Origin of the sequence: Streptomyces sp. 1114.5 (assembly GCF_003635085.1) — a bacterium.
Classification (GTDB): domain Bacteria; phylum Actinomycetota; class Actinomycetes; order Streptomycetales; family Streptomycetaceae; genus Kitasatospora.
Window position 1 is genome coordinate 590,732 of the sequence record NZ_RBXE01000002.1, and the last position, 13,643, is coordinate 604,374.

Here is a 13,643-nt window from a genome sequence, read left to right on the forward strand (position 1 = left end):
AGTGGATTGCGCACGTCGGAGCCTGGCCTCGTCGTTGGACGAGTCCGCTCTGCTGGAGGCGGCCTGTGCCGCGACCCTGCCGGATCCAGGGACCGATGGTGGGCCGGCTCTGGTCGGCCCGGGGCCCGGCGGTCCGTGGCTGGTGCAGGAGGCGTGGGCCTGCTGGCAACAGGAGTGTGCTGGCGGCTGGGACGGGCTTGAGGTGGGCAGGGTTGCGGTGATGGCGGTGGTCTACGGGGCGTTCGGGTCCCGCCGGCGGGGTCGCGGGGAGGCTCTCGATGCGCTGGATCGCCTCGTTGATGACTGGAATGCCCAGGCGCGTGCTCTGGCCGCGCAGCACGCGGCGGTTCCTCGCCGTTCGGTCACGGTCGATCTCCCGCCGCTCGACCGCGCCCACGGCAGGGAGGGGGAGGAGGACCGGCTTCCCCGGTGGGAGGCCGGTGTCCTCGCGGTGTATCAGGTGGCTGCGCACTGGTCGGCCGGCAGCGTTGATCTGCTGGTGCCGGGGCCTGTCGTTGATCAACTCCTTCGCAGCGGTTCCCTCGCTGTGGAGGCAGAAGATGGTGACTGCCTGGGCTCGTGATCACCGGATCGCGACCCCGTGCGAGCGGCACTCGCTCGGGCTTGGAGCTGACCGTGCCCGGTCCGGCTCCAAGCCCGGCATGCGAGAAGCGATGGCGCCCGGAGCCCGGCACTTCGATTGCTAGGCAGCGCGCCCGAGGTGGTGAGGACGGCTGGAGTCGAGGTCGGCCTCGGCTTGTGCGAGGGCGTCGGCCAGGGCGTGGACCGCTTCGTCTGCGGCGTACTTGAGCAGGTGCCCGTAGCTGTTGATGGTCGTGGCCAGGGTGGAGTGCCGCAGGGTCTTGGAGATCACCGCCATGGGCACATCAGAGGTGATCATGAGGGTCGCCGCAGTGTGCCTCAGGTCATGCACCCCGATCCGGGGCAGCCCGATCTCGGCGGTGCGCCGCCGCAGCTCATTCAGGACGTGCTGGGGCCGCAGCGGCGAGCCGTCCACCCCGGCGAAGACCAGTCCCTCCGACGGCGCGCCCAGCGGGAGCAGTGACTGCTGGTGGTCGGCCTGGCGCCGCAGGGCGTCCATGGCCCGGGCGTTGAGGCTGACCCAGTTCAGGCTCGCCTTGGTCTTCGGCGGTCCCAGGTGAAGTTCGTTGTTGTTGACCGCGGACAGGGTCCAGCGGACGTACACCTTGCGCTCCATGAAGTGCACGTCCGTCCAGCGCAGACCGAGTGCCTCACCGCGCCGAAGACCGGTTGCGAGGATCACCTCGAACAGGTCCCCGAGCTGATCCGCGTAATTCTGGGCGTTGTGGCTAAGGAACCGGCGGCCTGCAGCGAGGTCCAGCACAGCCGCTCGGGCGAGGCCGGCCGCGCCCTGACGGCGCGCCGGGCCGGGTTGTAGGTCAAGCGCTTGCCGCGCACGGCCTGGCCGAGCGCGCTGCGCGGCACGGAGCCGGCTCGGTACACGGCGACCGGGCCGCGTTCGGCGGAGAGTTGATCGGTGCTCCACTTCTCGATGTGTCGGGCTTTCAGGTCGACCAGCCGGATCCGCCTGAATGTGGGCAGCAGGTCCTTGTGGACGTACGCGTGGTAGTTCGCGTAGGTGGAGGCCTTGAGGGTCATCTCCTTCAACGCCAGCCACTCGAGCAGATAGGCACCCACGGTGATCTTCGGGTCTTCGAACACTCCGATCCGCTCCGCGGCCAGCACGAGTTCCAGCGCGTGCCGCGCGTCCTGCTCCGAGCGGTAGCCGCTGCGGCGGCGGGTCTTGCGTCCCACCTCCGAAGACGGCAGGTCTACCGCGTATGCCCAACTCCCGTGCCCTGCTTCGGCTTGCAGCGCCGGACACGGGGATCCCAACTGCCGTCGGCTCTCGTCACGGCAGCCACAGCGGCGGTAGACACGGCCACGGGTGGGACAGGTGCTCATCGTGTTCTCCCTGCGTCAGGTGATCGTGGTGAGACAAGTGCCCACCAGCCAACAACTCATGAGGAGAACGCGGCCGGCGCGCGAAGCACGGCGCGGCCCCCAGCGCGCAGATGGCGATCGTGTCGGGAGAGCGACACCGCTATCTGCTTCAAAGCGCTGGTTTGATCGGCCGAGAGGTCAGATGCCACCCGGCCGAGCCAGCTGGCATCGGGTTCCACTTTGGTGAGCCAGATCGACCAGCGGTGGGCCGCCGACCGGACGGGGAGCGGGGCGTGGGTGCCCCGTTACCGGGTGGTGCTCAGGCCAGCGCGCCGCCACGGGCGGGGGAGGGGTGGCGCAGCGGGACGCCGCGCTCGCCGGGGCGGCGGTTCGGGGGCAGGCCCAGGTGGTCGAGGGTTTCGTCCGCGTTGGTCCAGTACTCCCCGATCGGGTAGATCCGCCGGGCCTCTTGGGCGGTGGCGATGTCGCGCCCCAGCTCGTCGGCGATGCGGACGAGCTGCTCGACCTGCTGGACGGAGGTGATGCGCTCCTTGCGGGGCGCCCACAGGTTGTCCTCGATGCCGACGCGGACGTGCAGGCCCAGGGCGATCGCGATGGTGTTCATCGGCAGGGTGGAGCGCATGATGCTCTCGATGGTGAGCACGGCGCCGTCCGGGGTGCGGCGGGCGAACTCGACCAAATCGGCGGGGTGGAACGCGGACGCGCCGCCGATGGCGACGTAGTTGAGGTTGAGCGGGCCGGTGTAGAGGCCGGCGCGGATCAGTCGTTCGACAGTCTCCAGGCTGGGGCAGGTTGGCGAGCATGAAGTGCGGCCGGATGCCGTTGGCGGTCAGCCGCTTGAGGTGCTCGAGGTAGAAATCGGGGCCGGAGGGCGAGCGCGGTGACCGAGGCGCGCGCCATCGCCCGGCACCCTGCATCGTGGCGATTCGGCTGGTGCAGGAGATGCGCCAGCCTGCAGCCCACGTTCCGGGGGTCGCCTCCTACGGCTCACCGCGCGTGACCTCCGAACTGCGGGAGGCCGGCGTTCGGGTCAACGAGAAGAAGATCGCCCGCGTGTCCCCTGTCCTTGTTCGGTGTGTGAACCGCGCCCTAGGGTTGACGGTCATGGAGCTCACCCCTCGCCTGCTGGAGCAGTTCGTGGTACTCGCCGAGGAGCAGCATTTCGGCCATGCCGCCCGGCGCTTGTCGATGAGTCAGCCACCACTCAGTCAGGCGATCCAGCGCCTGGAACGCGGCCTCGGAGTGCTGTTGCTCGAGCGCACCAGCAGGGGAGTGCGGCTGACGGTGGCGGGGGCGGCCTTCGCGGCCGACGCCAAGCGGATGCTGGAGGCGCAGGAGGCCGCGGTGGCTCGGGTCCGTCGGATATCCAAGGGCGTCGAGGGCACGGTTCGGCTCGGCTACGTGAGCAGCCTGGGGTACTGGCACCTGCCCCGGTTGCTCGCGATGGCCGCCCGGGAGTTGCCGGGCGTGAGGTTGGATGTCCGTCAGCGGTCGTCCGCCGAGCTGAGCGAGCAGGTCCGGCAAGGGGTGGCGGACCTGGCGCTGGTCCGACTGCCGGTCTCCGACCTGGCGGGTCTGGAGGTGCGGGAGGCGGCCGAGGAGAGCACCGTGCTGGCCGTCCCGTGCGACCATCCACTCGCCGGGGCCGGGTCGGTGCCGCTCGCCCGGCTGCGGGACGAGGAGTTCGTGACCGCCGCGCAGCCGGCCATGCCCCGGATCCGGGCGCTGATCGAGGACGCCTGTCGCAAGGCCGGTTTCGAGTTGCGCACCCGTGCCCAGGCCGAGGACCTGACCAGCATGCTCGGCTACACCGCGGCCGGGGTGTGCGTCTGCTTCGTCCCGGAGCGGGTCGCGGCGCTCGGTCACCCGATGATCCGCTTCGTCGCGATCGAGGGCGGCGACCGGTTGGTGACCACGGTCGCGGCGCTGAGCCGTCCGAACGCCGATCCGGCCGTCGCCACCCTGCTGGAGCTGATGGAGCGCCACCGCCCCGAGATCGAGGGCCCCGCAACGGTGCGCCCGCAGGAGGAGGCCGACGCGCCGGACTGTGGTCACCAGATGAGCTCCGATGCGCCCAGCGGCTCGGCGGTGCGGGACAGGCGCGGTGCCAGCGTGGAGTAGCGCACCTGGGTCGGCAGGTAGCACACTTCTCCGAACGGTCCCCGCACGGTGACCAGTTCGGCCTGGTCGTGCGCCGGGTCGGGGGCGGGCAGCTCGACCACGCCCGCGCGCTGGAGCAGCCCGAGGTCCTGCACCCACATGCAGACCTTCGCCAGGTCGACGTGCACCCGGTAGCTGCCGCCCTCCCGGGCCCGGCGGCGCAGCGCTTCCAGCGCGCCCGCGGCCCCGAGCACTGCGGCTAGGTAGTCGTTCAGAAGGTAGGTCGGGGGCAGCCGGGGAGCGTCGACCGAGCCCTCCTCGGCTGCCAGACCCGTGGCAGCGGAGGCCAGTTGGTCGAAGCCGCCGCGTGCCGCCCACGGCCCGTCGGTTCCCCAGCCGAGGAAGTCCAGCACAACCAGTCCGGGCCGCTGCTCGGCCAGTGCCGCCGGGCCGAAGCCCTTGGCGTCCAGACCCAGGTAGTTGCAGACGTAGAGGTCGGTGCCGGCCAGCACGGACCGGAAGGCGGCGGCCTGAGCCGGGTCGAGCAGGTCGCAGAAGGCGGCCCGCTTGCCGATGCCGGTCTCGACGATCATCCCGGTCGGGTCCGGATGGTCGGGCGAGGACATGTGCAGCACGTCGGCGCCCAGTTCGGCGGCGATCCGCGCGCCGATCGGGCCGGCGATCACATGGGTGTTGTCCAACACCCGCACCCCGGCCAGCGGCAGGTCCCGGTCGGCCGCGCCGGACAGCTTCGGCGGGAACGCCGAGAACGGCTCCGGCGCGCTCTCCCCGATCTTCTCGATCCGGATCAGTGGGCCGTCCTGCAGCAGCCGCCCCTGTGGATGCTGCTGCCATTCCTCCCGGGTGCGCACTGCGATCGCGGTGCCGCCCAGGGTGCAGATGGCCTCCTCCAGCTCCAGCGCGTCCCACTGGGCGATGGCGGCGGCGATCCGCTCGCGGTCCGGCGGGCAGTCCAGTACCCGGCAGGCGGTGTCACGCAGGTGCGGGTAGGAGAGGAGCACGTAGACGAACCGGCCGTCGGTTGCCCGGTAGAAGTCACTGTTGCCGAGCAGGTTGGGGTCCTCCTGCAAGCGATGGACCGGCACGCCCCGCATCCGGGTGAAGAACACCGCCATCAGCTGGCGCACCGCCGCCGTCACCGAGACGGTCACGTCCTGCGCCGCGCCGCCGCGCTCCCGGTGGAGCGCGGCGGCCTCGGTGCCCAGGGCGGCCAGGGCAGCCGCCGCGGCGTCGCCGATCCGGTGCACCGAAGGTGTCACCGGGTCAGCCCCCTGGATCCTCACGGTGCCGCCCGTGTCCGCCGCCGTGATCCCCAACTCGCGGTACAGGCCCTCCAGGGCCCGGTACGCCGCACTGGTCCGCTGCGCCTGATCGATTGCCATGTCCGACTCTCCTTCCGGAGATGACGAGCCGCGTGTGCCGCGGCGGCCGACCCGGTCGGGCGGCCCTTACCAGAACAGCCGGTCCGGCGCCGCACCGTCCAATACGGATTCCCCGAATCACCGATATCCGTGCCCATATGACCCGAGCCGGCGCCGCGTGAATATCCTCCGCCCTATCGATCCGGCGCCCAACTCGTATTGGACGGTGCCGATTCCCCGCGGGTTTCCTGGATTGCAGAACGAGGCAACGCGGCCCGGCCGCCCGCCCTTCACCCGACATTTCAGGAGGTACCAGCAGATGACCCAGGAGCCCAGCGGTCCGTCCGGGCGAGGACTCCTCGCCGGAGTCCGCGTCGTCGAACTGGCCAGCGTGATCATGGCCCCGTACGCCGCCCAGCAGCTCGGCGACCTGGGCGCGGACGTGATCAAGGTTGAGCCGCCGACCGGTGACATGACCCGCCACTACCCGCCGCTGCGCCACCCCGGTATGGGCGGCGCGGCGCTCAACCTGAACCGCAACAAGCGCAGCGTCGCCATCGACCTCAAGGCCCCGCACGGCCGCGACGCCCTGCTCGCCCTGCTGCGGACCGCCGACGTCTTCATCACCAACCTGCGCCCGCAGGCCCTGACCCGGCTGCGCCTGGACTACGCCGAGGTCGCGGCCGTCAATCCCGGCCTGATCTACGCCAACGCACAGGGCTTCCGCAGCGACAGCAGCCACGGCACCCACGCCGCCTACGACGACATCATCCAGGCGACCAGCGGTCTGGTCTGGCTCAACCACCAGGTCTCCGGCCAGCCGCATTACGTGCCGACCGTGCTGGCCGACAAGATCTGCGGCATGCAGATCGCCCAGTCGGTGCTGGCCGCGCTGCACTACCGGGAACACGGCGGCACCGGTCAGCACATCGAGGTCCCGATGGTCGACACCATGCTCGCCTTCAACCTGGTCGAGCACCTGGGCGCGGCCAGCCTGGAGCCCGACGGCGCGTTCGGCTCGACCCGCTCGCTCAGCCCCGAGCGCCGTGCCCAGCGCACTGCCGACGGCTGGATGTGCATCCTGCCGCAGAGCGACCGCAACTGGCGGGACTTCACCGCCTTCGTCGCCCGTCCCGAACTGGCCGACGACCCTCGCTTCGCGACCGGCCCCGACCGGGCCCACCACGCCGACGACCTCTACCGGCTGATGGCGGAACTGACGCCGAACCACACCAGCGCCCAATGGCAGGAGTTCTGCGATCGGGCCGGCATCGCCGCCGCCCCGGTGCTCGACCTGGAGTCCGCCGCCACCACCGCCTACGCCCGAGAGGGGGGCCTGCTCTACGAGGCCGACCACCCCACCGAGGGCCGCTACCGGGTCATCGGTCGCCCGGTCCGCTACTCGGCCGACCCCGAACCGCCGCTGCGGCCCTGCCCGGCCATCGGCCAGCACACCGACGAGGTCCTCGGCCAGGCCGGCTTCGACCCCGCGCTGCTGCACCCCGCCAACTGACCCGATCCACTGGATTTCCCGAGACCGAATCCCCATCGACCATTCCGGAGCGAACCATGCCCACGGCGACAATTTCCCCGCTCGGATTTCCCGAGGCCGTCCTGCCCGAATCGGCCCGGCAGCTGCGCCTCGATGTACGCGACTTCCTCGACGAGGAGCGTGCCCGGGGTACCGTGCTCGGCCGCCCCGACTCCTGGCTGGCCGGCTGGGACCCCGCGTTCACCCGCCGCCTCGCCGAACGCGGCTGGGTCGGCATGGCGCTGCCCACCGAGTACGGCGGTGCCGGGCGCGGTTTCCTGGAGCGCTACGTGGTGATCGAGGAACTCCTGGCCGCCGGCGCCCCGGTCAGCGCGCACTGGGTATCGGACCGGCAGGCCGGCCCGTCCATCCTGCAGAACGGCACCGAGGAGCAGCGCCGCTTCTTCCTGCCCCGGATCGCCGCCGGTAAGTGCTTCTTCTCCATCGGGATGAGCGAGAAGAGCAGCGGCTCCGACCTCGCCTCCGTCCGCACCCGCGCCGAACGCACCGCAGGCGGGTGGCGGCTGACCGGCACCAAGATGTGGACCGGCGGCGCCCACGCCAACGACTACGCCATCGTGCTGGCCCGCACCGAGGAAGCCGAGGACAAGCACGCCGGCCTGAGCCAGTTCATCGTGGACCTGCGCGCCCCGGGCGTGCGGATCGAGCCGATCCACCTGATGAGCGGAGAGCACCGCTTCAACGCCTTCCACCTGGAGGGCGTCCACGTCCCGGAGGCCATGCTCCTCGGACAGCAGGGCGACGGCTGGAAGCAGGTCACCGGCGAACTCGCCTTCGAACGCAGCGGGCCGGAGCGCTACCTGTCCACCTTCCCCCTGCTGGTCTCCCTGCTGCGCGAGTTCGACCGGCGCGCCATGACCGCCGAACAGCTCACCCAGGTCGGCATCCTGACCGCCCGCCTGCACAGCATCCGCCAGCTCTCCCTCGGCGTTGCCGCTGCACTGGACGCCGGCGCCTCGCTCGATACCCAGGCCGCCCTGGTCAAGGACCTCGGCACCCGCCTGGAGGGCGCGCTGGTCGATTCTGTCCGCAGCATCCTGCCCACCCCGGCCGACCCGCACGCCACCCCCGGCAGCCACGCCGAACTGCTCGCCTTCGCCCTTCTGCACAGCCCCGGCTACACCCTGCGCGGCGGCACCAACGAAATCCTTCGCGGCATCATCACTCGTGGACTGGAGCAGCACTGATGAACACCCACACCATCGACACCAGCACCCCGGTCGTCCCCGCCGACGACTACGACACCACCGCCTTCTTCGCCGACCCGGACGCCATCGCCACCGTCACCAACACCACCGACTCCCAGACCGTGCCCCTCCCCACCCCGGACGCCAGCACCGCCGAACTCCTCGCCGCCGTCCATGAAGCCGGCCGCCGCACCGTCCCCGCCCCGTTCGCCGAGACCGCCCTGGTCGCCCGCCCACTGCTGCGCCGTGTCGGCCTGTCGGTGCCCGAGGGCCCGCTCACCTACGCCATCGCCCCCCAGCTGACGATCCGCCACGCGCACCCGGCCGCCTCGGCCGTCGGCTCGGCCGGCAGCGCGGGCGAGGACGACACCCTGCTGGTCGCCGGGACCCTGCGCCGCGTCCCCTGGGCCAGCACCGCGACCGCCGTGGTGGTGCTCGCCAACGCCCCTTTCGGCCCGGTCCTGTTCACCCTCACCGCGGACCAGGCAGTCGTCGCCCCAGGCGCCAACTTGGCCGAGGAAGCGCGCGACGACCTGCACCTCGCCAGCGTCGAGATCCCCGCCGCGCAGGTCCGTCGGATTCCCCGCGAGATCCTCGAGGAGGCCGAGTTGCGGGCGGCACTGGCCCGGGCGGCCCTGATCGCCGGAGCCGGCCAGCGCTGTGTCGAGCTGACGGTCGCGCACACCACCGCGCGCACCCAGTTCGGCCGCCCGCTCAGCCGCTTCCAGGCCGTCAAGCAGGAGGAAGCGAAGCTGATCGAGGAAGCCGCGCTGGTCCGCGCCGCTGTCCAGGCCGCCGCCGCCCCGCTGGACGCTGGCACTGCGGCCGCCCGGTTCGCCATCGCCGGCGCGAAGACCCAGGCATCCGCCTCGGCTGCCGAGATCGCCCGGATCGCCCACCAGTTGCACGGTGCCATCGGCATCACCAAGCTCCACCCGCTCCACCTCGCCACCACCCGCCTGTGGTCCTGGCGCGACGAGGACGGCGACGAGACCACCTGGGCCGCTGGTCTGGCCCGCACCCTCACCGCCGACACCCTCTGGGCCGCGCTCACCAGCACCCCCTGATCCGATGTCAGCGGCCGTATATCGCCGCGCCGGCGAGACGGACCGCGCCACCTGGCCCGGTCCGTCAAAGCCACCGCCCTCACCGCCGAGCCCTGCTCCCTCGTCCCATCGCCTCCGCCGCCGACCGGCCCGACCTGGTCGGTGACGGAGCAGCGCGGTATCCGTACGGTTCGACGTCCCGATCCCCAGTAGCCCTCGGAAGATAGGGTTCCGTCCATGGAGTTCCAGGTCCTCGGCCCCGTGTCGGTCAGTGGGAGCGATGGGCCGTTGCCGCTCGGGCCCGCCAAGCGGCGCAGCCTGCTCGCGATGCTGTTGCTGCGGGCCAATGTCGCAGTCTCCGTCGACACACTCACCGAGGCGCTGTGGGACGACGAGCCCCCCCTGCACGCCCGCACCGTGATCCAAGGCCATGTCTCACGCTTGCGGGCACTGTTGGCGGGCGTCGACGCATCGGCGTACGGCGTCGAGCTGAGCACGCGCGGCTCCGCGTACCACCTGGAACTGCCGGAGACGCTGCTCGACGCCCACCGCTTCGAGGGTCTTGTGGCGCTCGCCCGCCGTGCCACCGACCCCGGTGACAGGGCCGCGCTGCTCACCGAGGCGCTCGACCTGTGGCAGGGCCCCGCGCTGGCCGGCGCCTACCCGTCGCCGCTGCTTCGCTCCGCCGCGCACACCTTGGACGAGGCGCGGCTCGCAGCGGTCGAGCTGCTCGCCGACACGTACGTCGTGGGCGGTGAACACGAGCGCGCTGTCCAGCTGTTGCGGCCGGAGACCGGGGCCCATCCGCTGCGCGAGCCGCTGGCCGCCCGGCTGGTCGAGGCGCTGCACCATGCGGGGCGTTCCTCGGAGGCCCTGGACGCCTACCAACGCGCCCGCCAGGTCCTCTCCGACGAGCTCGGCGTCGCTCCGGGCGCCGAGCTGACCGCCGCCTTCACCCTCGCCCTCGGCCCCGACAGCGCCCCCGTGGCCCGGGCCGATGCGCCCCAACCGGCCCTGGAACCAGTTCAGTTCCGGCCCAACCTGCTGCCTCGTACCCCGCGCGGATTCCACGGCCGCACCGCCGAGAGCGCCGCGCTGACCGCGGCCGCGGCCGGACCTGACGGGCCGGTCGTCGTGGTCACCGGGCCCGCCGGGGTCGGCAAGACCGCACTGGCCGTGTGCTGGGCGGCCGGCCGGCACTCCGACTTCCCCGATGGGACGCTCTACGCCGATCTGCGCGGGTTCAGTGACACCTCGGACCCCGAACCGGCCGAGCTGCTGCGGGAGTTCCTCGTCGCTCTCGACGTTCCACCGCGCCGGATACCCGAGTCGGCGGACGCCGCCGGTGCCCTGTTCCGCTCGCTCACCGCCGAACTGCGTCTGCTCGTCGTCCTCGACAACGCCCGTACCTCCGCCCAGGTGCGCCCGCTGCTGCCCACGGGACCCGGCTGCGTCACCGTCGTCACCAGCCGTGCCCGCCTCGCCGGTCTCGTCGCCTCCGACGCCGCCCGCGTCCTCGCCCTCGACGTCCTCGCCACCGACGACAGCGTGGCCCTGCTCACCCGTCTCGTCGGCGAGCGCCGCACCGCCGCCGAGCCCCAAGCGGCCCGCCGTACGGCCGAGTTGTGCGGTGGGCTGCCGCTCGCGCTGCGGGTCGCCGCCGCTCGGCTCGTGGAACTCCCCGCCCTCGGCCTCGCCTCCCTCGCCGACCGGCTCGCCGACGAGCGCCAGCGGCTCGCGCTGCTCGCCGTCGAGGACATCGGCGTCGCCTCCGCGCTGCGGCTCACCACCGCCCACCTCCCCGTCGACGCAGCGCAGCTGTTCACCGCGCTCGGCCATCACCCGGGCACACACGTCGACCGGTTCAGCGCCGCCGCGCTCGCCGGCACGACCCCGCCGGATGCGGCCCGCGCCCTCGACTGCCTGGTCGCCGCGCACCTGCTCACCGAGACCGCCCCCGGCCGCTACGTCCTGCACGATCTGGTCCGGCTCTACGCGCGTGGCCAGAGCCATGACCCGGCCGCCCGCACCGCGGCCCGGCTGCGCCTGTACGACCACTGCGTGGCGACCGCGCTGTCCGCGTCCGAGGCCGCGGAACCGGGCGGGGAGCCCGCCTTCATGCAGCCTCATGACTTTCAACAGCCGCCCGCAGTACGGGACTTCACCAGCCGCGAGGAGGCGCTCGGCTGGTTCGCCGCCGAACGCGACGACCTCGCTCTGATCGCCGCTGCAGCCCGCGCCGAGGACCGGCCCGAGCGGGCCTGGCGGATCGCCGTGACCCAGTGGCCGCTCGTGGTCTGGCGGGTCCTCGCCGACTGGGCGCCCACCCTGGAGGCCGCCCTCGCCGACGCCCGCGCCTGCGTCGACCCCTATGCAGAGGCCCGCGTCCTGACCCTGCTCGGCTGGGTGCTCGCCGAGGAGGGCCGCACCGCCGAGGCCGTCCGGCACCTGCGCGTCGCGCCCGAACTCGCGGCCCACGCAGGCGACGTACTCGGCGAGGCCACCGCCCTGGTCAACCTCGCCGCGGCCCTCCCCGAGGACGAACCCGGCGCCGCCGAAACGGCCTGCACCCGAGCCCTCGCCCTCGCCACCGAGGCCGACGACGCGCACACCCGGATGCTCGCGCTCCAGCACCTGGCCCGCATCCACCTCGGCGCGGGCCGCCACCGGCAGGCGTACGAGGCTGCCGAGATGGCGCTCGGCCTCGGCCCCGAGCACGAGGCGGTCGCCCGGCGCGTGCTCCTGCGTACCTGGCAGGGCGAGGCGCTGGCCGGGCTCGGCGACACCGTGGCCGGGCGGCGCTGCCTTGCGCAGGCCGCGCTTGAGGCCGAGCAGACCGGCTACGACGCGGGCGCCGTCACGGCGCTCGATGCCCTGCTGCGCATCGCCGACCAGGACGAACTGCCCGAACTGCGGCGTCGGCACGCGGCGGCACACGCCAGGATCCGGGAGCGTTAGCCGGGCGTTAGCGCCGCCGCCGCGCTCGTTAGTGATCTGCCAGCGCGCCGCAACATCCTGGTTCGTGTAAGGGGAAACGACCTCGTGCAGGATCGCGACCCACGAACGAGAACCGGGGGAACCAGCCATGCGCACCACCACCCGTCCCGCCCTGCTCGCCGTCGGCGCCGTCGCGACGCTCGCCCTGTCCCTGACCGCCTGCAACGACGGCAGCGGCACGCAGGACAGCGCCGTCGGCACCAGCGCATCATCAGCCGCTCCGTCGGGTGCAACCTCGGCCCCGGCCTCGGCGCCGGCCTCGGCGCCGGCCGCGGGCTCGGCCTCGGCGCCGTCCGGGGGCAGGACGAGCACGAGCGGTGGTGGCAGCTCGTCCTCCGGCACTGGCGGGGGCGGCGTCACCGCGGCCTGCACGACCAAGAACACCTCGGTGACGTTCCTCCAGTCCTCGGGCCACGCCAGTGACGCGCAGCCCGCCGCCGCGACCCTCAAGATCACCAACAGCTCGGGTGCCCCCTGCACCATCGTCGGCCCGACGACCGTGGTCGCCGACGACGACCAGGGCAAGGCGAGCCCGGTCTCGGGGGACAACTCCAAGGACGGCTCGGACGCGGTCGACGTCCCGGCGGGTGCCGCGGTGGTGGCGAACGTGCTGTACAACGACGTGAACAGCGAGGGCACCACGTCGGCCCGTTACACCTGCCCGGTGCAGGCGTCCCACGTCAAGGTCGCGCTGCCCAAGGACGCGGGCACCACGGTGAACGTGATGAAGGCGAACGGCTCGCCGGGCGGCGTCTTCAGCGTCTGCGGCACCGACTTCAAGGTCGGAGCGTTCGCGGCACGGTAGTGTCCAGCAGGTGTGCTCTTCGGAGCGGGGCCTGGGCGGGACGGAGTACGTGGCGGGGTTGTAGCGCAGCCGCCACGAGCGGACAGCAGCGTTCAAGGCATTGCGCAGGGTCGAGACGGCCCGGTATACGGTGACTCGGCCCCGACCGGCCTTCTGCTGGGCGGTGATCTACGCGCTCGCCCGCGCCGCGGGCGGCAAGCACCACAAGACGGCCGAGAAGATCGCGGCCCGCGCCGGGGTCCCGCGCGCCGACCGTGCCCGCGACCTGTTCCAGGTGCGGTGCGATCGCGTCCAGGGCCCGGGCCAGCAGGTCGTCGTCGAGCAGGGCCGGCTCGATGCCGAACACCTCCTCGACCGCCCAGACCCGGGCCCAGTCGCCGACCCTGAACAGCGGCATCGGCGAGGTGAGCCGGTTCGCGACCAGTGCCTCGATCACCTGCCCGTGGGTCAGGTGCGCACTCGGTGCGGAAGGGCACAGCCCGTCGACGATCCCGGACACGTCCAGCCGGCGCAGAAACTCGGCAGCGACAGGCAGAGCGCCCAGACGCTTCTCCACCACGGACGTCACCACGCACTTCAGGCGCTGACGCTCAGACCGTGGCCGCGGGGACCGGGAAGTCATCGACA

At 72.3% G+C, this 13,643-nt stretch carries 12 protein-coding genes; 7 read left to right on the forward strand and 5 right to left on the reverse strand.

Going from position 1 to position 13,643, the window contains the following annotated elements:
• The first annotated feature begins 220 nt into the window (after positions 1–220).
• Positions 221–583, forward strand: a complete 363-nt coding sequence (locus tag BX285_RS36895; protein WP_147465234.1) for a hypothetical protein — start codon at positions 221–223, stop codon at positions 581–583.
• A gap of 120 nt (positions 584–703) precedes the next feature.
• On the opposite strand, the gene BX285_RS26080 is transcribed toward BX285_RS36895, so the two are convergent.
• The 3 genes from BX285_RS26080 to BX285_RS26090 all read right to left on the reverse strand — a co-directional run bounded on the left by BX285_RS26080 (position 704) and on the right by BX285_RS26090 (position 2,728).
• Positions 704–1,285 carry a site-specific integrase gene (locus tag BX285_RS26080; protein ID WP_183107225.1) on the reverse strand — a complete coding sequence of 194 codons (582 nt, stop codon included), beginning with the start codon at positions 1,283–1,285 and terminating at the stop codon, positions 704–706.
• Positions 1,282–1,797: an N-terminal phage integrase SAM-like domain-containing protein gene (locus tag BX285_RS26085; RefSeq protein ID WP_183107226.1), complete on the reverse strand. Its 516-nt coding sequence runs from the start codon at positions 1,795–1,797 to the stop codon at positions 1,282–1,284. The genes BX285_RS26080 and BX285_RS26085 overlap by 4 nt, the downstream gene beginning before the upstream one ends.
• Before the next feature lie 448 nt (positions 1,798–2,245).
• On the reverse strand, positions 2,246–2,728 hold the full coding sequence (locus BX285_RS26090; protein WP_310794261.1) for a 3-keto-5-aminohexanoate cleavage protein: 483 nt from the start codon (positions 2,726–2,728) through the stop codon (positions 2,246–2,248).
• A gap of 323 nt (positions 2,729–3,051) precedes the next feature.
• On the opposite strand from BX285_RS26090, the gene BX285_RS26095 reads away from it, so the two are divergent.
• Complete coding sequence (locus BX285_RS26095) at positions 3,052–4,068, forward strand: LysR family transcriptional regulator (RefSeq protein ID WP_121179019.1); 1,017 nt, start codon at positions 3,052–3,054, stop codon at positions 4,066–4,068.
• Here the strand turns inward: BX285_RS26095 and BX285_RS26100 are convergent.
• The gene (locus tag BX285_RS26100) at positions 3,999–5,450 is read right to left on the reverse strand and encodes a CoA transferase (protein ID WP_121178382.1); all 1,452 of its coding nucleotides are present in this window, start codon (positions 5,448–5,450) and stop codon (positions 3,999–4,001) included. The genes BX285_RS26095 and BX285_RS26100 overlap by 70 nt on opposite strands.
• 298 nt (positions 5,451–5,748) lie before the next feature.
• Between BX285_RS26100 and BX285_RS26105 the strand changes: the two genes are divergently transcribed.
• The 5 genes from BX285_RS26105 to BX285_RS26125 all read left to right on the forward strand — a co-directional run bounded on the left by BX285_RS26105 (position 5,749) and on the right by BX285_RS26125 (position 13,016).
• The gene (locus BX285_RS26105) at positions 5,749–6,942 is read left to right on the forward strand and encodes a CaiB/BaiF CoA-transferase family protein (RefSeq protein ID WP_121178383.1); all 1,194 of its coding nucleotides are present in this window, start codon (positions 5,749–5,751) and stop codon (positions 6,940–6,942) included.
• A 56-nt stretch (positions 6,943–6,998) separates the two neighbouring features.
• Complete coding sequence (locus BX285_RS26110; RefSeq protein WP_121178384.1) at positions 6,999–8,168, forward strand: acyl-CoA dehydrogenase family protein; 1,170 nt, start codon at positions 6,999–7,001, stop codon at positions 8,166–8,168.
• The gene (locus tag BX285_RS26115) at positions 8,168–9,235 is read left to right on the forward strand and encodes an acyl-CoA dehydrogenase family protein (protein WP_121178385.1); all 1,068 of its coding nucleotides are present in this window, start codon (positions 8,168–8,170) and stop codon (positions 9,233–9,235) included. The genes BX285_RS26110 and BX285_RS26115 overlap by 1 nt, the downstream gene beginning before the upstream one ends.
• A 216-nt stretch (positions 9,236–9,451) precedes the next feature.
• Positions 9,452–12,172 carry an AfsR/SARP family transcriptional regulator gene (locus BX285_RS26120; RefSeq protein WP_121178386.1) on the forward strand — a complete coding sequence of 907 codons (2,721 nt, stop codon included), beginning with the start codon at positions 9,452–9,454 and terminating at the stop codon, positions 12,170–12,172.
• A 127-nt stretch (positions 12,173–12,299) separates the two neighbouring features.
• On the forward strand, positions 12,300–13,016 hold the full coding sequence (locus BX285_RS26125; protein WP_121178387.1) for a DUF4232 domain-containing protein: 717 nt from the start codon (positions 12,300–12,302) through the stop codon (positions 13,014–13,016).
• On the opposite strand, the gene BX285_RS38660 is transcribed toward BX285_RS26125, so the two are convergent.
• Complete coding sequence (locus BX285_RS38660; RefSeq protein ID WP_259470792.1) at positions 12,988–13,575, reverse strand: DUF4277 domain-containing protein; 588 nt, start codon at positions 13,573–13,575, stop codon at positions 12,988–12,990. The genes BX285_RS26125 and BX285_RS38660 overlap by 29 nt on opposite strands.
• Positions 13,576–13,643: the final 68 nt, after the last annotated feature.